A 19,499-nucleotide genomic window follows, 5' to 3' on the forward strand; every position below is an offset into this window, starting at 1 on the left:
CGAGAACGAGACGGCCGCGAAGGGATATTCATGACCGAGGTAAGTGTCGGCGAGTACGTGTTCGAGGTTGCGATGTCGGGACCGCCGGACGGTATTCCCGTCGTTGCGCTGCACGGCTTTCCACAGACCAACGCGTCGTGGTCGCGGGTGACCCCCGGATTGACGGCCGCGGGCTGCCGCGTCCTGGCCCCCAACCAGCGGGGCTACTCCCCCGGTGCCCGCCCGGTCGGCGTCGAGCACTACCGCATCGAGCGTCTCACCGAGGACGTCCTCGGTCTGCTCGACGCCTTCGACCTGACCTCGGCGCACCTGGTGGGTCACGACTGGGGCGCTGTGGTCGCTTGGCATGTCGCCGCCGAGCATCCCGACCGCGTGCGAAGCCTCACTGCCGCATCGGTTCCGCACTCTGCGGCGTTCAACTGGGCCATTCGCGAAGACCCGGATCAGCAACAGCGGTCGCAGTACTTCGGCTTGCTTCGCGAACCCGAGAAGGCCGAGCGAGTACTGACCGAGAACGGCGCACAGCGGTTGCGCGCCATGTTCGGTGCCGAAAGCCTCGACGACGAATACGTTCGGCATCTCGTCGTGCCCGGGGCGCTGACGGCCGCATCGAGTTGGTACGCAGCGATGACCAAGGAGTTCGCGAACCTGCCGTCGGTGACGGTTCCCACCACCTACGTCTGGAGCAATGGCGACACCGCTATCGGTCGAGCGGGAGCGGAGCGCTGCGTCGAGTTCGTCGACGCGCCGTACCGATTCGTCGAACTCGACGGCATTTCGCACTGGATCCCTGAGGAAGCACCAGGGGAACTGACCGCCGAGATTCTGGCCCGAATCGAGTCCGTCTAGACCTGTTGTGGTGCCCGCACCTTCAGCAGCGCCAGCAGCCCGGCCGCAAGGACGATGATCAACCCGGCGATACCCGCGCGGTCGGCGTCGAACAGCCACACGAACAGACCGAACAGCGACGGCGCGAGAAACGATGCCGCCCGACCCGTCGTCGCGAACAATCCGAAGAACTGACCTTCTCGTCCGGGTGGAGCGAGCCGGGCGAGGAACGTACGCGCGGAGGACTGGGCAGGTCCGACGAACAGGCACAGGATCAGCCCGAAGATCCAGAACATCGTCGGTCCCGACACGAACAGCAGCACGGTCCCGGCGGCGATCATGGACGTGAGCGAGAAGACGATGACCTTCTTCGGCCCGATTCTGTCGTCGAACCGTCCGGCGACGATGGCCCCGAGGCCGGCGATGACGTTGGCGGCGACGCCGAACAGCAGGACGTCGCCCGCACCGATGCCGTAGACGCTGACGGCGAGTACCGCTCCGAAGGTGAACACACCCGCCAGGCCGTCGCGGAACAATGCACTGGCTATCAGGTAGTGGACGGCGCGGCGGTCCGCGCTCCACAACTCGCGTACATCGCGAAAGAGAACGCGATAGGACTCCGCGAAGCCTGCCTCGGCAGCCTTGGGATCGGCGACGGCTCGTGGTACTTCGGGAACAGCAAGCAGCACTGGAATGGCCGAGACGGCGAACCACACGGCCGCGAGCAGCGCCACGAGCCTGATGTTCAGGCCGCCGTCGGTGCTCAGGCCCAGAACACCTCGGGTGTCACCGTCGCCGACTATGAATCCGACATAGCACAGCAGCAGCAGTACGATTCCGCCGAAATAGCCCATGGCCCAACCGAACCCGGATACTCGTCCGATGTTCGCCGGAGTGGAGACCTGCCGCAGCATCGAGTTGTACGGGATGCTGGCCAGCTCGAACATGATGGATCCGAGACCGAGCAGCAGCAGACCCAACCACAGATAGTGGTAGTCGTCTCGGACGAAGAACAGGCCGGCCATGGCGACGACCGTCAGCGCGGTCAACACCCCGAGCAGCCACTTGCGTTTGCCGCGCGCATCGAAATACTGCCCGCAGACCGGTGCGAGGAGCGCGATGACGACGCTGGACACGGCAATCGTCCAGCTGAACCAGGTCGTGGCCGAGATCGAACCGGGCAGGTCGTCGCCGACGGCGTCGGTGAGATACACCGAGAACACGAACGTGAGGATCACGGCGTTGAACGCGGCCGAGCCCCAGTCCCAGAACCCCCAGGCGGTGACCTGCTTACGCGTTGTGGCGACTCCGACGACGGCGGCCTCCGGCTGGGTTCCCATGGTTGCCAACAGTAGACCGCGGCTGCCCTCGTGTGCAGTGCACCTAGTTGCATAGTCACCACGTTGCATACATACTCTCGATTGTGGCTTTGGAACACGCGATTCTGGTTTCCCTCACCGAGCTCAGCGGCTCGGGATACGAGCTCGCCCGCAGGTTCGACAAGTCCATCGGATTCTTCTGGAGCGCGACGCACCAGCAGATCTATCGGACGCTGACGCGGATGGACGGGGCCGGATGGATCACCGGCGAGGCTGTCGTGCAGGACGGTCGGCCGGACAAGACGATCTATTCGGTGAGCGCTGCGGGCCGCGCCGAGCTCGATCGCTGGATCGCCGCGCCGACCGATCCCTCGCAGCTACGCGAGGAACTCGCCGTCAAGATTCGCGGTGCCGCCAACGGTGACATCGACGCTCTCAAGGTCGAAGTCGCCCGCCACCGCGATGTCCATGCCACCCGCCTCGACGTCTACCGATTGATCGAGAAGCAGGATTTTCCGGCCCCCGCTGCCCTCACCGGCACCGCGTTGCACCAATACCTGGTGCTGCGTGGCGGAATTCGCGTCGAAGAAGGATTCACCGAGTGGTGCACCGAGGTATTGGAGAAGCTGTGAAGACCGAGCAGACCGTTGGCCCGTACCCGATTCTGTTGTCGCCGTTGAACGTCGGCGCAACAAACCTGAAGAACCGCGTGATCATGGGCTCGATTCATACCGGCCTCGAAGACCGCGCCCGCGATACCGGCCGCTTGGCGGCCTACTTCGCCGAGCGTGCCCGCGGCGGAGTCGCCCTCATCATCACCGGCGGCTATGCCCCCAATCGCACCGGTTGGCTGTTGCCGTTCGGAGCCAAGCTGACCAATCGCATCGAAGCCCGTCGGCACCGACGAATCACGGCTGCCGTGCACCGGGAAGGTGGCAAGATCGCGCTGCAGATCCTCCACGCCGGCCGCTACTCGTATCAACCGTTCAGTGTGTCGGCATCCTCGATCAAGGCCCCCATCAACCCCTTTCGGCCTCGACGACTCACATCGCGGGGCGTCCGCTGGCAGATCCGCAACTTCGTACGTTGTGCTCGGCTCGCGCAGAGCGCCGGCTACGACGGGGTCGAAATCATGGGCGGCGAGGGCTACTTCATCAACCAGTTCCTCTCCGAGCGCACCAACAAACGACGCGACGAGTGGGGCGGTTCGGCGGAGAACCGGCGGCGCATGGCCGTGGAGATCGTGCGACAGACGAGGGCAGCGGTCGGCCCCGACTTCATCGTCGTGTTCCGGCTGTCGATGGCCGACCTCGTAGAAGAAGGCCAGAGCTGGAACGACATCGTCGCGCTGGCACAGGACGTCGAGGCAGCGGGGGCGAACATCATCAACACCGACATCGGCTGGCACGAGTCGCGGGTGCCGACCATCGTCACCTCGGTTCCGCGAGCAGCATTCGCGGACATCACCGGCAAGCTCGAGAAGCACGTGGCCATTCCCGTCGCCGCGTCCAATCGCATCAACATGCCCGAGATCGCCGAGAACATCCTCGCCCGCGGCGATGCGCAGTTGATAGCGATGGCCAGGCCGATGCTGGCCGATCCGTTCTGGGTCGAGAAGGCGGCCACCGACTCGGCGGACCGGATCAACACCTGCATCGCGTGCAATCAGGCCTGCCTCGACCACGCCTTCGTCCACAAGAAGGTCTCGTGCCTGGTCAATCCTCGTGCCGGACGTGAGATCGATCTACAGCTGCTGCCGACGAAGAAGACCAAGAAGGTCGCGGTCGTCGGAGCCGGGCCCGCAGGCCTCGCCGCCGCACTCAATCTCGCGGAGCGCGGACACGCCGTGAGCCTGTTCGAGGCGAGAAGCGAGATCGGCGGGCAGTTCGGTATCGCACGGTTGATCCCAGGCAAGGAGGAGTTCGCCGAAACGATCCGGTACTTCTCGAGCGCGCTTCGTAGCGCGGACGTCGCGGTGCACCTCGACACCAGGGTCACCGCCGCAGAGCTGATTGCGGGCGAGTTCGACGAGGTGGTGCTGGCCACCGGCGTCACTCCCCGGATTCCGAGCATTCCCGGCATCGAACACCCGTCGGTGCTGTCGTACGCGGAGCTGGTGCGCGACGGTAAGCCCGTCGGCGATCGAGTCGCGGTCATCGGTGCCGGCGGTATCGGTATCGATATCTCCGAGTTCCTCACCACCGACGCCTCCCCCACGTTGGATCTGAAGGAATGGAAGCAGGAGTGGGGCGTCACCGAGCCCGAGGCCGCACCCGGGGCGTTGACCACTCCCGTGCCGGCACCGTCCCCGCGGGAGGTGTATCTGCTGCAGCGAAAGGCCGGACGCATCGGCGCAGGGTTGGCGAAGACAACCGGGTGGGTGCATCGTGCCGCCCTCAAAGCGAAAGGTGTGCATCAGCTTTCGGGCGTGAACTACGAGAAGATCGATGACGCAGGGTTGCACATCTCCTTCGGGGAGAAGCGCGAACGTCCGCGTCTGCTCGAGGTCGACACCATCGTGATCTGTGCGGGCCAGGAATCGGTCCGCGACCTGGTCGACGATCTGAAGGCCGCGGGTACCACCACGCACATCATCGGCGGTGCAGACGTCGCGGCCGAGTTGGACGCCAAACGGGCGATCGAGCAAGGCACCCGGCTCGCGGCCACGATCTGATCTGTCCGCTAGCCTGTCTCACCGTGAGCCTGCCGAAGCCCAGCCCAGATGCCCGCGCCGTCGTCACCGGAGCCTCTTCCGGAATCGGTGAAGCCCTGGCCACCGAACTCGCCGCCCGCGGACATTCACTGATCGTGATGGCTCGACGCGGCGAGCTGCTCGAGGCGTTGGCTGCGAAACTCACGGCCGAGCACGGCGTTGCCGTCGAGGTACGTCAGTCGGACCTGTCGAATCGCGAGCAGCGACAGGCACTGGTCACCGAGTTGTCCGAGCGCGAGATCTCCATCCTGTGCAACAACGCAGGCATCGCAACGTTCGGACCGGTGGCCGGTCTGGACCCGGCGTACGAGCGCGATCAGGTCGAATTGAATGCCGTTGCGGTACACGACCTCACGTTGGCCGTCATGCCCGGCATGATCGGCCGCGGAGCCGGCGGCATCCTCATCACCGGTTCGGCTGCAGGCAACATGGCCATCCCCAACAATGCGACGTACGCGGCAACCAAGGCCTTCGTCAACACGTTCTCGGAGTCGTTGCGCGGTGAGCTCGCGGGCACCGGCGTCAACGTCACGCTGCTCGCTCCGGGCCCGGTCCGCACCGAGACACCCGACCCGGCCGAGGCCTCGATCGTCGACAAGATGGTTCCCGACTTTCTGTGGATCGACAGCGCCTACACCGCGAAGCTGTCCCTCGACGGCCTCGCGAAGAACAAGATGCGCGTCGTACCGGGCCTGCTGAGCAAGGGTATGTCCATCGCCGGGCAGTACAGCCCACGCAGCATCTCCGCACCGATCATCGGCAGCTTCTACAAGAAGCTCGGCAGCTAGCGCCTGCGACGGCGACCGGTTCCGAAGATGCTGCGCGAGATTTCTCGCCCGGCAGCCGAGGCGGCCGATCGCAGGAAGCTCTTGACGGCCGGGTTGCCCATGATGCGCTCCGCGGCCGACGGGCCTTCCGGCTCGCTCGGGGGTAGATCCGGCAGATCCGCAGGCAGGGGCGGGATGTCGAACTTCTCGGCCGGAGCGGGCACGTTCGCGACGCGAGCGTTCATCCGCTCGTAGGCCGACTCCCTGTCGACCGTCTCCCGGTACTTCGCAGACAGTGCGCTCGACGACGCGGCCGCTGCGATGGCGTCGTTGCCGATGGTGTCCATCAGGGAACGGGGCGGGCGAATCTTGGTCCAGGCCACGGGCGTCGGGGCACCCTTCTCCGAAAGCACCGTCACGATGGCCTCACCGGTGCCCAACGACGTCAGTGCCTTCTCGAGGTCGTACGCGTCGGTCTTGGGATATGTGCGCACCGTCTTGTTCAACGCCTTCTGATCGTCGGGCGTGAACGCGCGCAGGGCGTGCTGAATCCTTGCACCCAACTGGGAGAGAACGTCGTTGGGGACGTCGGTGGGCAGCTGCGTGCAGAAGAAGACGCCGACCCCCTTCGAGCGGATGAGCTTGACCGTCTGCTCCACCTGCTGCAGAAACGCTTTCGACGCGTCGGCGAACAGCAGATGCGCCTCGTCGAAGATGAAGACGAGCTTGGGCTTGTCCACATCGCCCACCTCGGGCAGCGTCTGGAACAGGTCGGCCAGCACCCACATCAGGAACGTGGAGAACATCACCGGCCGCGACGCCTGCGCTCCGAGCTCGAACAGTGTGATGACACCTCTGCCGTCCGCCCCGACGCGCAGTAGGTCCTCGGTCTCGAGCTCGGGCTCGCCGAAGAAGGTGTCGCCGCCGTCTGCTTCGAGGTTGACCAGCGCACGCAGAATGACGCCTGCTGTCGCTGAAGAGACTCCGCCGATGCCCTTCAGGTCGGCCTTACCCTCGTCACTGGTCAGGTGCATGATCACCGACCTCAGATCCTTCAGGTCGAGCAGGGCGAGCCCCTGGGAATCGGCCCAGTGAAAGATCAAGCCGAGGGTGGATTCTTGAGTGTTGTTCAGCCCCAACACCTTACTGAGCAGAATCGGTCCGAACGCGGTGATGGTGGCACGGACCGGTACTCCGATTCCGTCGGTGCCGAGGGAGAGGAACTCCACCGGATGGCCGGCAGGAGCCCAGTCCGGAATACCGGTGTCCGCTGCTCGGCTGCGTATCTTCTCGTTGTCTTCACCTGGCTTCGACAGGCCCGACAGGTCGCCTTTGACGTCAGCCATGACTACAGGAACCCCTGCGGCGCAGAGCTGTTCGGCAATGCCCTGCAGTGTCTTCGTCTTTCCGGTTCCGGTGGCTCCGGCAACGAGACCGTGTCTGTTCAATGTGGCCAACGGAATTCGGATACGGGCAGACGGATCGGTGACGCCGTCCAGCACAACAGTTCCCAATTCCAACGCGGCACCCTCCGAGGTGTACCCGGCAGCGATCTCGGCAGCCTTGCCGGTCGACGTCGGCGTCACCCCCTGTTCCGCAGCAAGCGCCTCGGCTTCGGCGGCATCGGCCGCGGCCAGCGCCTCGGCGGCCACCCGTGCCGCTTCGACGGCCGCGGCCTTGGCAGCCTTCGCCTTCTCTGCCGGACTGAGCGTGGGTGCCGGCTGCGTCGGGTCGACTGTCATGTCCGCGTCCTCCATGAACTGTGCTGATGCTGAACTGGCTCGATCGCCACCGCAAACCCTAGCTGCATCGCAGCTCGCACTAAGGTGGAGCGAGTGCAGGACAAACTCGTGTGGATCGATTGTGAAATGACCGGCTTGGACCTGAGCAAGGACAAGCTGATCGAAATTGCGGCGCTGGTGACCGACAGTGAGCTCAACATCCTCGGAGAGGGTGTAGACATCGTCATCCACGCCGACGACGATGCGTTGGCGAACATGCCTGCCGTCGTCACCGACATGCACGCCAAATCGGGCTTGACCGACGAAGTGCGCGCATCGACGGTGACGCTGGAGGAAGCCGAGCAGCGCGTACTGGCGTACATCAAGGAGCACGTCCCGGTGGCCGGGACCGTTCCGCTCGCGGGAAACTCCATCGGGACCGATCGTGGATTCATCTCTCGCGACATGACCGCGCTCGACACCTACCTCCACTACCGAATGATCGACGTCAGCTCGATCAAGGAACTTTCCCGACGGTGGTACCCGCGGATCTACTACGGACAGCCGGCCAAGGGCCTTGCGCACCGCGCCCTGGCGGATATCAAGGAGTCGATCAAAGAACTGCAGTACTACCGCCGGACGGCCTTCGTGGCTCCGCCGGGGCCGTCTACCAGCGACATCGCGGCCGTTGTTCAGGATCTCGACACGCAACCGGGGGCGGATTAGCAACCGCGGATTCAACCCGCTAGTATTGTCGACGCTGCTGATGGAGAGCCCGAAATGGTTCTGCGGACGCGTGCAATGGTGGGCGTAGTTCAGCTGGTAGAGCACCAGGTTGTGATCCTGGATGTCGCGGGTTCGAGTCCCGTCGCTCACCCCAATACGAACAAGGCCGGTCTCCTCGCGAGACCGGCCTTTTTCGTGCGCGCGTTGCGCGGCCTCAGAGTGCCTCGATTCCCCAGACACCCCCTCCGACCTCGAATTACGTTGTTGTAATTCAACTTTCAGGTTTCCTGTGGGGTTAATGTGACGTACGGTTACCAATGGCACTTTTGGGGAAGAAAAGTACCAATGTGATTCATGTGTTTTTTGCTACGTGAGTTCAGCGTGCCCCGAAGCGTCACCGAAACATGTTCTTACGTCCTGCTCGCACCCATCCGACGGTGCGCGTCGGGCGCAGACGAGGAGGCTTTTCGTGGGTCGCAGAATGCACAGAGTCATAGCGGGTTCGATCTTGTCGGCAGCACTGTGCATCGGCACAACCGGCTTGTTCAGCCCAGCGGTGGCCACCGCTCAACCCACGATCGAACTCCCCCAGATCCCGTTACCGCAGCCCGACGCGCAGCAACGGGCTGCGATTCTCGCCGCCGTGCTCGACGCCACCGGCGTCCTCATCAACCAGGTCGCAGCAATAGTCCTCGACAGCGATGTGCTCGCGGCACCCGAAGCACCGTCCACAGCGGACCTGCCCGAGATCGAACTACCGATCGCCCCGCCGACCGTCGGCCTCGGCGGAGCAGTGCTCCCGATCGATGCAGGCAAGTACCGCATCAGCTCGGGCTACGGCGGACGCAACAACCCCACCGGCAACGGATCCCAGTACCACCAGGGCGTCGACTTCGCGGCAGACAGCGGTACTCCCATCTACGCGGTGACCGGCGGAACTGTGGTTCAGGCCGGGGATGGAGGCGATGGATACGGCAAGCTCGTTCGAGTCAAGAGCGGCAACACCGAGACTTACTACGGCCATCAGTCCAGTACTGCGGTCGCGGTCGGCGACGAAGTGGCACCGGGCGACGTCCTGGGCGCAGTCGGCAACACCGGAAATTCGACCGGACCGCACCTGCACTTCGAAGTACGCAACAACGGTTCGAGCATCGAACCGGTGGCGTACCTGAAGACACTCGGTATCGATCCCTCGCTGTACCAGACTCGCGACCGAAGCTGACCGGAAGAATCGAGACCGATCAGACCGTGGTGGCGTTCCCCGCCTTCCACTCGTCCCAGGGGACATTCCAGTCGCCGAGGCCGTCGGTACCCGACAGCGTTCCGCCGACGGTGTTCTTCACGACGACGATATCGCCGCGCTTGGTGTTGTCGTAGACCCACTTCGCGTTGGTGGGACTCAGGTTCAGGCAACCGTGTGAAGCGTTGGAATAGCCCTGCTGCCCCACCGACCACGGTGCGGAGTGGAAGAAGATGCCGCTGTAGGACATTCGCGTCGCCCAGTCGACCGGAGTGCGGTATCCGCTCGACGAGTTCACCGGAACACCGTAGGTCGAGGAATCCATCACCAGGTGCTCGAAGCGGTCGCCGATGATGTAGACGCCGTTGTCGGTGGGTGTGCTGTCCTTGCCCATCGATGTCGGCATGGTGATGACGTCCTGGCCGTTGACGTTGAACGTCACCTGCTTGGTGTTGTCGTCGGCGGTGGCGATGACGGCGTCACCGATCGTGAACGACGTCGTGGCGTTCTCCTGACCGAAGATGTCGTCACCGAGATCGCGCCCGTACACGTTCACCGCAACGTCGACCGTGGTGCCCGGCGCCCAGTAGTTCTGCGGCCGCCAGCGAACTTCGGAGTTGTTGACCCAGTAGAACGCGCCCTCGACGGCAGGCGTCGTGGTGACGGTGATGGCGTTCTGCGCGGCGACCTTGTCGGTGATCGGTTCGTCGAACTGAACCGCGACCGGCTGACCGATTCCGACGATGGCACCGGGGTTCGGCAGCACGTACGGCTTGGTGAAGTTGCCGGGTTGACTGGTGGTGAAGCTCGACACCGTGCTCGACACTCCCCCGAGTCCGTACGCGTCGGCCTGGACGCGATACTCGCGGTCGTAGCCGAGCGGTTCGGTGTTGGTCCACGACAATCCGTCGGGCGAAATCGCGCCCGAGACGGGTTCTCCCTCGGGGTTGAGCATCGTCACCGAAGACAGCTTGCCGTCGGCGACCGAGACGGTCACCGGGTCGGCCGGCGAGAATCCGACGGCACCGTCGAGGACGCTCGAGGTCAGCTTCGGCTTCATCAGCTCGGTCATCGGATTGGAATCGATCGGCACCGACGGTTCGGAGATGTCCGACGCAGAACTACATCCCGACAGGACTGCTACCGAAGCAACCACTCCCACCGCGGCCAGTACGAATCCGCGATACACCCTCATGACACACACCACTTCCCACTTCGAACCCGACCCGGACAATTGTGCCAGCGGAGAATCTGCACACCCCACTCGACAGCCCGTTCGATGAGTAACGTTCGAGTACCAATCGCATACCAGGAAGTTCGTGTTACCTCACGTCCGTTTTTCATCAGCTCCCAGGCGGACTCACCGCACTTCGCAGGGCACGGTGAGGACAACGTCATATCCGGCTAACTGACGTGTAATGACGGCGCACCCTCGGCCGGGCACTGTGGAATCCATGGTCACCACGGTGAAGACACTCTGCGCGTACTGCGGCGTGGGATGCGGAATGGTGCTCGAGGTCGGCGGACCGTCCACGTCCGCCGTTACGACTTCGACCAGGCCTGTCGTCACCAAATCCGTCGGCGACAAGTCTCACCCGGCAAACTTCGGCCGGCTGTGCACCAAGGGGACCACCACCGCGGACATGCTCGCCGGGCCCGGACGGCTCGAGAAGGCCCGGATTCGGCAGCGCCGCGGTGGGGAACCGGAGAGCACGGACACCTCGGTGGCGGTCGACGACACCGCTCGGCGGCTGCGCGCCATCATCGACGAACACGGCCCCGATGCGCTCGCACTGTACGTCTCGGGTCAGATGTCGATCGAGGCCCAGTACCTGTCGAACAAACTGGCCAAGGGATTCATCGGCACCAACCAGATCGAGTCCAATTCCCGACTGTGCATGGCGAGCGCGGGAACCGGATACAAGCAATCGCTGGGGGCCGACGGTCCGCCCGGGTCGTACCAGGACTTCGACCACGCCGACGTGTTCTTCGTCATCGGTTCCAACATGGCCGACTGTCACCCCATTCTGTTTCTGCGGATGATGGACCGCGTCAAAGCAGGCGCGAAGCTGATCGTCGTCGATCCGCGTCGCACTGCCACGGCGGACAAAGCCCACCTGCATCTGCAACTCGAGCCGGGTTCGGATCTGGCGTTGCTCAACGGTCTGCTCGCGCTCATCGCCGAGAACGGCGACATCGACCCCGAGTTCATCGCCGAGTTCACCGACGGGTGGGACGCGATGCCGGAGTTCCTCGGCGACTACACCCCGGAGAAGGTGTGCACCGCAACCGGTCTCGACGAGCAGGACCTGCGAGCCGCGGCCGCGATGATCGGCGGTGCAGAGAACTGGATGAGTTGCTGGACCATGGGCCTGAACCAGTCGACGCACGGAACCTGGAACACCAACGCGCTGTGCAACCTCCATCTGGCGACCGGCGCCATCTGCAAGACCGGCAGCGGCCCCTTCTCGCTGACCGGGCAACCGAACGCTATGGGCGGACGGGAAATGGGATACATGGGCCCCGGGCTGCCGGGACAGCGAGCGGTGGTCAACGACGCCGACCGAGAGTTCGTCGAGGATCGATGGCGCATTCCTCGCGGAACGCTGCGCACGGACGTCGGCGGCGGAACCATCGAGATGTTCTCCAAGCTCGCTGCCGGTGAGATCAAGGCCTGCTGGATCATCTGCACCAATCCCGTTGCCTCGGTGGCCAACAGAACGACGGTGATCGACGGACTCGAGCGCGCCGAGCTGGTCATCACCCAGGATGCGTTCGCCGATACCGAAACCAACGACTACGCCGACGTGATGCTGCCCGCCGCACTGTGGACGGAATCGCACGGAGTGATGGTCAATTCCGAGCGCAACCTCACGCTGTTCCAACCGGCGCTGGAGGCACCGGGCGGCGCGCTACCGGACTGGAAGATCATCGCCGACATGGCCTGCGCGCTGGGGTATGCCGAAGCCTTCACCTATGCGAGCGCCGAGGAGGTGTTCGAGGAGATCAAGCTTTTCTGGAATCCGAACACCGGCTACGACATTCGCGGGGTCACCTACGACCGGTTGCGTGAGAGTCCGATCCAGTGGCCGTGCCCACCCGATGCGACAACCACCCGGCACCCGATCCGCTACCTCAACGACGGGGTCAGCCAGACGCAACGGGTATCGGCGGACGGTTCGATCCCCGCGCTGTCCTTCCCCACCCCGAGCGGCCGGGCCCAGTTCTTCGCCAGGCCCGCCATGCTGCCTGCGGAGATGCCCGACGACGACTACCCGTTCCTGCTCAACACCGGTCGACTGCCCCACCAGTGGCACACCATGACCAAGACCGGCAAGGTCGCCAAGCTGAACAAGCTCGATTCCGGCCCGTTCGTCGAGGTGCACCCACTCGACGCCGATCGACTCGGCGTCCTCGACGGCGACAGCGTCGAAGTCGCATCCCGCCGAGGCCGAGCCGTCCTTCCCGCGGTCGTCACCGATCGAGTGCTTCCTGGCAGCTGTTTCGCACCCTTCCACTGGAGCGAAAAATTCGGCGAGTACCTGGCCATCAATGCCGTCACCAACGACGCCATCGATCCGTACTCCCAGCAACCCGAGTTCAAGGCGTGTGCGGTGACGCTCACGAAAGTTGCTGCAGCCCAGTCTCGGTCCCGCGCGGGCGACGACAGCACAAACGATCCGGTCGATGCACTCGCCACGATCGTCGGCCGCCCTGCGCGTCCTTCGGAACCACTGACCACCATCGAACAACGTTACGTCGCAGGCCTTCTCGAGGGTCTGGGCAGTGCGGCGGGTCGCAACGCCGCCGGAACACCCACCCTGCCGTCGCAGACTCCCCTGTCGCCCGAGACCCACGCTTGGCTCGACGGCGTGCTCGCGGGCCTGTTCTCGCGTAGGCCCGACATCGACGTCACCACTGCCGGCATCTCGGCAGAGGCCGTTCCGGGGGGACGCCCGGTACTGCTGCTCTGGGCCTCGCAAACCGGGACCGCCGAGGAGTACGCCCTGTCCTGCCTCTCCCATCTCCGGGAAGCAGGCCTGACGATCATCGAACACTCGATGGATACGTTCACCGTCGATCGATTGCCGGCCGACGCCGATGTGCTGATCGTCAGCAGTACCACGGGTGACGGCGAAGCACCCGACAACGGTGCGACGTTCTGGGACAGTCTCGTCGCCGAGACCACGGCGAAGCTCCCGGGAATCCGCTATGCCGTACTGGCTTTCGGCGACTCCAGCTACGCAGACTTCTGTGGCCACGGTCGCAGGATCGACGAGCGCCTCACCGAGTTGGGTGCCCTGCGACTTCTCGATCGGGTCGACTGCGAACCCGACTACGAGAACGAGGCGGCGGCGTGGCTCGATGCCGTGGTCGATCGACTCGCGCGCGGTGACGGCACCACCCCCGCCGAAGCACGGGTGGAGTCCGTCGAACGCTCGGCTCCGCGGACCCGAGCCCAGCCGGAGCGGTACAGCAAGAAGTCGCCGTTGGTGACCACTCTCGTACGCAATCGCCTGCTGACCGCACGCGGGTCCGTCAAGGATGTCCGCCAGTTCGGATTCCATCTGCCCGACGGGACCCTCGAGTACGAGGTCGGCGACGCGCTCGGAGTGTGGCCGCGCAACAGCGATGCCTTGGTCGACGAGTGGCTCGAGGCCACCGGCCTGGACCATGACGCCTCTGTCGACCTCTCCGGATACGGCTCGATGTCGTTGCGCACGGCGCTGAGCCGTCACCTCGAAATCGCCCGTGCCACCACGGATCTGCTGAAGTTCGTCCACCGACGTACCGCGGACGACGACCTGGAGGCGATGCTGCACCCCGACAACAAGCACGCGCTGGCCGACTGGATGTGGGGTCGCCAGTCCACCGATGTGCTTGCTGCACATCCGGTTCGAGCCTCGGTGGAGGACTGGTTGGGAGTTCTCAAGCCGTTGCAGCCGCGGCTGTACTCGATTTCGTCGAGCCCGAAGGAGAACCCGAACGAGGTACAGGTGACGGTCTCCGCGGTCCGCTACAACGTGCACGGAGTTCCCCGGCGCGGCGTGTGCTCGACGTACCTGGCCGACCATGCGTCGAATGAGGAGGTGGGGATATTCGTGCAGAAGACCTCGCACTTCAGGCCGCCCGACGATCCCGACACCCCGATGATCATGGTGGGCCCGGGTACCGGCGTCGCCCCGTTTCGCGCCTTCCTGCACGAGCGGCGCGCACTCGGGCACACCGGCCACAATTGGCTGTTCTTCGGTGAACAGCACGCCGACACGGACTTCTACTATCGGGACGAGCTGACGGCGATGCTGAGCGACGGTTCGCTGAACCGCCTGGACGTCGCCTTCTCACGCGATCAGAAGGACAAGGTCTACGTCCAGGACCGGATGCGTGAGCACGGGGCGGAGCTGTGGAACTGGATTCACCGCGGTGCCCACTTCTACGTGTGCGGCGATGCGTCCAGAATGGCCAAGGACGTCGATGCCGCACTGAAAGGCGTGGTGGCACAACACGGCAAGCTCGCGCCCAGTAGTGCCGAGGCCTATGTGAAAGCCCTTGCTGCCGAGAAGCGGTACGTTCGCGACGTCTACTGAGTCGGTGGGACCGTGCGGGTCAGGAATTCGATCTGGTCTGCCACCACCCGCTCGAACGCGTCGCCCAGGTAGATCTCGAAATGACCGGCGTCGTAGGTCTTGATCTCTGCATGCGGTGCCGTCCGTGCGTAGCGCAGGGTGGCCTTGGCAGGCGCGACCGAGTCGGTCTCGCAGACGACGAACAGGATGGGGCAGCGAACGTCCTTCGCCCGACGCCCGGGCCGGTGCCGCACGATGTGCAGCGCGACTCTGGCGGCGACTCGGTTGTGGAACGTCTCGTCGGCGTCCGGCGCGAGCGCCAGATAGCCGTCGTAGCTGTCGGGTGAGGTCATCAGCGCGGTCGTCCCTGGTCGCCCGGCCGTGTTCACCATCAGCGGCGGTCGTCCGATCACCGATCCCGCCAGGTCACCCAGTGCCCGGCCGGACAGCTTCACCGACGTCCAGGTGTTCGACGCGAGTCCCGACGCAATCCCGTCGGTGAACGGGCACTGCGAGATCACGGCCGCGACCTGCTGGTCTCGGGCGGCAGCGACGATGACGTGACCACCGCCGAAAGACGAGCCCCACAACACGATTCGGGAGTTGTCCACATCCGTACGCGAGCGGGCGTGGGCGATGGCCGATGCCCAGTCCTGCAGCTGTGCTGTGATGTCGAGCAGCTGTCGGGGCTCGCCTCCACTGGCCCCGAAGTAGCGATAGTCGAACACCAGGCAGGCATACCCTGCAGCCCGGAAGCGCTCTGCATAGGCGTCGAGCCGCATTTCCCGAGTTCCGCCGAGGCCATGTCCCATGACGATCACCGGAGCGGGACCGGAACCTGTCGGGAGATAGAGCCACGCCGCGCAGGCGTCTCCGTGAGAATCGAACGTGACATCGATGCGATCTGGGCTCGAGCCCCCCGGCTGCGAATTCATGCGCAGACAGTAGCCCATCCCGGCCGACGGTGGAACAGGTCGACTACCGACCGGAATGCTCCGCGGCATAGGCGTCGACGCGTCCATAGGCGATCTTGGGCGTCCAGTCTCGGCGTACCAACCCGAAGTTCTGTTCGGTGTCTGCGGTGTTCGAGCCGGCGTCGCGGAGGCTGTAGACGTAGGCCGGCCCCAGCCAGTCGCTGCCGAGGACAGCATCGAGCACGATCCCTATGCTGTCCGACTGCACCTGTTCGCTGACACTGTTGGGGGCCGTGCCGGTGGGGGCTCCGAACTCGGTGATCCAAATCTGTTTGCCGCTGTCACCGCCGGCAACCATGGTGTCTCGCATGGACCACATCTTCATGGCGGTGTTCCACGACGCCGTGTCCGGGTCGTTGGGTAGGTACGGCCACGTATACGGGTGAACGTTGAAGGCGTCGAAGTACCTGTTCGATCCTTGCGCGTACATCTTCGACAGGAACGTCGTACCCGCGATGTTGCCGTTCGCGTCCTCGGCGGGGGCCATCCCGCCGGCGAGCACGGTGGAATCGGGTTGCACCTGCTTGATCACCGTATAGGTCGCTCTGAGCAGCGCCGAGTACGCCGCCACATCGGGAACGGGCTTGAAGAACGTCACGATGTTCGGCTCGTTCCACACCTCCCAGATCTTGATTCGGCTCTTATACCGCTGAACCACGGTCTTGGCGAACGCCGCAAAGGTGGATGGGTTCGCAGGTCGTGAGTGCGAATCGTCGACGGCACCGGCCACTCGTGCCCATCTCGGGGTGTACGCGATGATGCCGTGCACGCACATCCCGTGTGCGACAACGGCATCGATCACTTGGTCGGTGCGGCTCCAATCGAATCTGCCCCGTGTCGACTCGATGGCAGACCAATCGATGTCGAGACGCACCGCGAAAGATCCGGCGTCACGGGCAAGAGTGAGCTCCCGATCCAGATCCGCAGGAGACAGCGCACCGATCGTCGCTCCGGGTGAGACTCCGATCCGCATGGCATCCGATTGCCGCGAACATCCTGGATCTCCTGCGGGTGCCTGCTGCGTTCGCAGAGCAGATGCAGTTGCGGGTACCGCCCCGGCCGCGAACGACAACAGCACGACCAACAGTGCTGCACTCGCTCGTCGCGTCGGATTCATTCTCATCGGCAGATGCTAGCAACGACCGGGAACGCGATATCGGTGTATCGCCATTACCCCGTTGTTTCCTGCTTTGTCTCACCGAACCCGAATAACTCACGACAGGCGCGAGAATGCAAAATGCACCGCCCGAGCGTCGGTACGAGAACTCGGCCTGTACTACCATCTGCACAATGACGACAGGATTTCCCGGTTTCGACGACCGCCTGAACGAGCTGCTCGCCAGGCAGGCGGAGAAATCCGGTCTTTCCACCGACGAATTCGTTCGCGGTGCGGTGGTCGACCGGCTCGTACGGGAACTGTCCGAGGATCAGGAATCCGAAGTGGGCGCATTGCTTCGCGCTCTGCAGGAGGGTTCGGAGAAAGGCGTCGGCCCCGCCGAGGTCACGCGAGCGTTCGGCACCCCGATCGACGATCCCGACAGGCTGGCCGCCGTCGCTCGAACTGGACTGATGGACACCGGATCCGACGCGGGATACGACCGGATCGTCACCATGGTGGCCGATGCACTGAACGCCCCGTCGGCTGCGTTCTCTCTTCTCGACGACAAGCGTCAGTACTTCAAGAGCGCCCTCGGGCTTCCCGCGGAACTCGGCGGCGCGCAGGAGGTGCCCCTCGACGGGTCCATCTGCCGCTATGCGATCGATCTCGGTCAACCCTTGGTGGTCGAGGACGCTCGACTCAACGACATCCTCAAGGATCACCCCTCCGTACAGGGCAACCTTCTCGTCTCATACCTCGGAGTTCCGCTCACCGACGACGCCGGGCACTCCGTGGGCACCCTGTGTGTATGGGATCAGCAGCCGCGCCAGTGGACGACCGGCCACGTACAGATACTGCAAGATCTGGCGTGGATAATTCGCGAGCGTGTTTTCGAATAAGAGGGCTTTTACCCGACGAAAATAAGCATTTTCAACCCACAACCGACTTCAGGTCTTTTTCGATATGTCGACCGGGTAGTCCCTTTCGTGCCGGTATACATTGAATGGGATTTATAGGACCAACCGATCCGAACTAGTCACCGGAAGTAGCTGTGCCGAAGACACTGGATTCACCGCGCACTCGCCCGCAGGCTGCCGAGGCCGACACCGTTGCCGCCCGTCGCCCCCTTGTCGATCGTCTTCGAGTCGATCCCCTCAACACCGTGATCACCGTCGCGGTGGATGTGCTTGCTGCAGCCGTCGCGTTGATCGGAGCCTTGCTCTGGTATTCGGGCAGTCTCACCGATACCGGCTGGCTCCCATGGCTGTTCCTGCCGCTGCTGATCGTAATCCTTGCCGGCAAGTCGATGTACCGACGCGGCCTTCGGCGTAACTTCCTCGACGAGATCGGTCCGGCCGAAACTGCTGTCGCCTTCGCGTCGCTCGCGCTGTTGGTCGCAATGTTTCTGGCCGACACAGACTATCGGCCCAGCACAGTCGTACTACGCCTGTGGTTGCTGGCCTGCATCACGGTCGCGCTCGCCCGCTTGATCCGCGTCGTCGTCCAGCGCACGCTTCGCACCAAGTTCGGATCTGCCGCGCCGACCATCGTGCTGGGCAACGATCCCATTGCGCACCAACTGGTTTCGAGGACACGCCAGTTCCCCGAGTACGGTCTCGCACCGGTCGGCTACATCGGTGCGGCACCGGTCGCAGACGTCTCCCCGGCCGGCGAGGTGCCCGATCTCCCGCACCTGGGGCTCCCGAGCGGTTTCGAGGCAGTTGCACGGAGAACCGGAGCGGAGGAGCTGATAGTCGCATTCGCACCGACCGAGGACCGAGAGCTGCTCGGTGCCATCAGGACTGCCCACCGACTCGGAATGCGCGTGTGGGTGGTACCCAGGCTGTACGACGCCGTGGGCGTCAACACTCGCGTCGAGCACATCGGCGGTCTGCCGTTGATGGTGCTTCCGCACGTGAACCCCAAGGGGTGGCAATTCGCCCTCAAGGGACTTCTCGATCGAGTCCTGACCGCATTCGGACTCCTCCTGCTCTCCCCCGTCTTCCTGACGCTGATGCTGCTCGTACGCCTGAGCTCCCCCGGCCCGATCTTCTTCAAGCAGGAGCGAATCGGCCGCGACGGACTGCCGTTCGATTGCCTGAAGTTCCGCTCCATGCGACCGCCGCGGGCGTCCGACGCCGAATTCGAGCGCAAGGCCGGTGACGCACCCGGCGGTGTCGAAGGTGTGGATCGACGAACGCGCATCGGAAAGATCATGCGCCAGACCTCGATGGACGAACTTCCACAGTTGCTCAACGTACTTCGCGGCGACATGAGTTTGGTCGGTCCGCGCCCCGAGCGTCCCGAGTACGTCGACCTGTTCGAGATGCAGATCCGTCGGTACGGAGAGAGACACCGCGTCAAGGCCGGTGTGACGGGATGGGCTCAGGTTCACGGCCTTCGCGGCCAGACGTCCATCGCGGACCGCGCCGAATGGGACAACTACTACATCGAGAACTGGTCCGTGTGGCTCGATGTCAAGATCCTGTTCCTCACAGTCCTGGCCGTGCTGAAGCGCGCCGAGGACTGATCGTGATCTACGCCG

14 protein-coding genes and 1 tRNA gene are annotated in these 19,499 nt (G+C 64.2%); 10 read left to right on the forward strand and 5 right to left on the reverse strand.

The features are described from left to right. Positions 1-30: 30 nt before the first annotated feature. On the forward strand, positions 31-849 hold the full coding sequence (locus MTX34_RS13415; RefSeq protein WP_243594104.1) for an alpha/beta fold hydrolase: 819 nt from the start codon (positions 31-33) through the stop codon (positions 847-849). Here MTX34_RS13415 and MTX34_RS13420 read toward each other — a convergent pair. Continuing rightward, positions 846-2,168 (reverse strand): MFS transporter, encoded by a 1,323-nt coding sequence (locus MTX34_RS13420; protein ID WP_243594105.1) that lies wholly within the window; start codon positions 2,166-2,168, stop codon positions 846-848. The genes MTX34_RS13415 and MTX34_RS13420 overlap by 4 nt on opposite strands. 83 nt (positions 2,169-2,251) lie before the next feature. Here MTX34_RS13420 and MTX34_RS13425 point away from each other — a divergent pair, with 83 nt between their 5' ends. The 3 genes from MTX34_RS13425 to cmrA are packed head-to-tail and all read left to right on the forward strand — an operon-like array spanning position 2,252 to position 5,648. Further along, on the forward strand, positions 2,252-2,779 hold the full coding sequence (locus MTX34_RS13425) for a PadR family transcriptional regulator (protein WP_243594106.1): 528 nt from the start codon (positions 2,252-2,254) through the stop codon (positions 2,777-2,779). After that, positions 2,776-4,821: a 2,4-dienoyl-CoA reductase FMN-binding domain-containing protein gene (locus MTX34_RS13430; RefSeq protein ID WP_243594107.1), complete on the forward strand. Its 2,046-nt coding sequence runs from the start codon at positions 2,776-2,778 to the stop codon at positions 4,819-4,821. The genes MTX34_RS13425 and MTX34_RS13430 overlap by 4 nt, the downstream gene beginning before the upstream one ends. Before the next feature lie 23 nt (positions 4,822-4,844). Continuing rightward, on the forward strand, positions 4,845-5,648 hold the full coding sequence (gene cmrA / locus MTX34_RS13435) for a mycolate reductase (RefSeq protein ID WP_243594108.1): 804 nt from the start codon (positions 4,845-4,847) through the stop codon (positions 5,646-5,648). Here cmrA and MTX34_RS13440 read toward each other — a convergent pair. Next, entirely contained in the window at positions 5,645-7,369 is a 1,725-nt protein-coding gene (locus tag MTX34_RS13440; protein ID WP_243594109.1) for a helicase HerA-like domain-containing protein, read from the reverse strand. The genes cmrA and MTX34_RS13440 overlap by 4 nt on opposite strands. Positions 7,370-7,462: 93 nt before the next feature. On the opposite strand from MTX34_RS13440, the gene orn reads away from it, so the two are divergent. The 3 genes from orn to MTX34_RS13455 all read left to right on the forward strand — a co-directional run bounded on the left by orn (position 7,463) and on the right by MTX34_RS13455 (position 9,296). Then, complete coding sequence (gene orn, locus MTX34_RS13445; protein WP_080730668.1) at positions 7,463-8,074, forward strand: oligoribonuclease; 612 nt, start codon at positions 7,463-7,465, stop codon at positions 8,072-8,074. Positions 8,075-8,152: 78 nt separating this feature from the next. Then, positions 8,153-8,228: transfer RNA gene (locus MTX34_RS13450), tRNA-His, on the forward strand. A gap of 354 nt (positions 8,229-8,582) precedes the next feature. Continuing rightward, positions 8,583-9,296, forward strand: coding sequence for a M23 family metallopeptidase (locus MTX34_RS13455; protein ID WP_243609739.1), 714 nt, complete (start codon positions 8,583-8,585; stop codon positions 9,294-9,296). A gap of 19 nt (positions 9,297-9,315) precedes the next feature. Here MTX34_RS13455 and MTX34_RS13460 read toward each other — a convergent pair whose 3' ends face one another. Further along, a complete protein-coding gene (locus tag MTX34_RS13460; protein ID WP_243594111.1) occupies positions 9,316-10,509 on the reverse strand; it encodes an Ig-like domain-containing protein in 1,194 nt (397 codons plus the stop codon). A gap of 259 nt (positions 10,510-10,768) precedes the next feature. Between MTX34_RS13460 and MTX34_RS13465 the strand changes: the two genes are divergently transcribed. Beyond that, positions 10,769-14,902: a bifunctional nitrate reductase/sulfite reductase flavoprotein subunit alpha gene (locus MTX34_RS13465; protein ID WP_243609740.1), complete on the forward strand. Its 4,134-nt coding sequence runs from the start codon at positions 10,769-10,771 to the stop codon at positions 14,900-14,902. Here MTX34_RS13465 and MTX34_RS13470 read toward each other — a convergent pair. Then, positions 14,896-15,816: an alpha/beta hydrolase gene (locus MTX34_RS13470; protein ID WP_243594113.1), complete on the reverse strand. Its 921-nt coding sequence runs from the start codon at positions 15,814-15,816 to the stop codon at positions 14,896-14,898. The two genes, MTX34_RS13465 and MTX34_RS13470, sit on opposite strands and share 7 nt — an antisense overlap. Before the next feature lie 43 nt (positions 15,817-15,859). Beyond that, on the reverse strand, positions 15,860-16,978 hold the full coding sequence (locus tag MTX34_RS13475) for an endo-1,4-beta-xylanase (RefSeq protein ID WP_243609741.1): 1,119 nt from the start codon (positions 16,976-16,978) through the stop codon (positions 15,860-15,862). A gap of 167 nt (positions 16,979-17,145) precedes the next feature. Between MTX34_RS13475 and MTX34_RS13480 the strand changes: the two genes are divergently transcribed. Continuing rightward, the gene (locus MTX34_RS13480) at positions 17,146-17,853 is read left to right on the forward strand and encodes a GAF domain-containing protein (RefSeq protein WP_243594115.1); all 708 of its coding nucleotides are present in this window, start codon (positions 17,146-17,148) and stop codon (positions 17,851-17,853) included. Positions 17,854-18,005: 152 nt separating this feature from the next. Beyond that, complete coding sequence (locus MTX34_RS13485; RefSeq protein ID WP_243594116.1) at positions 18,006-19,484, forward strand: sugar transferase; 1,479 nt, start codon at positions 18,006-18,008, stop codon at positions 19,482-19,484. Positions 19,485-19,499 lie beyond the last annotated feature (15 nt).

Origin of the sequence: Rhodococcus sp. ARC_M5 (assembly GCF_022810405.1) — a bacterium.
Classification (GTDB): Bacteria; Actinomycetota; Actinomycetes; order Mycobacteriales; family Mycobacteriaceae; genus Rhodococcoides; species Rhodococcoides navarretei.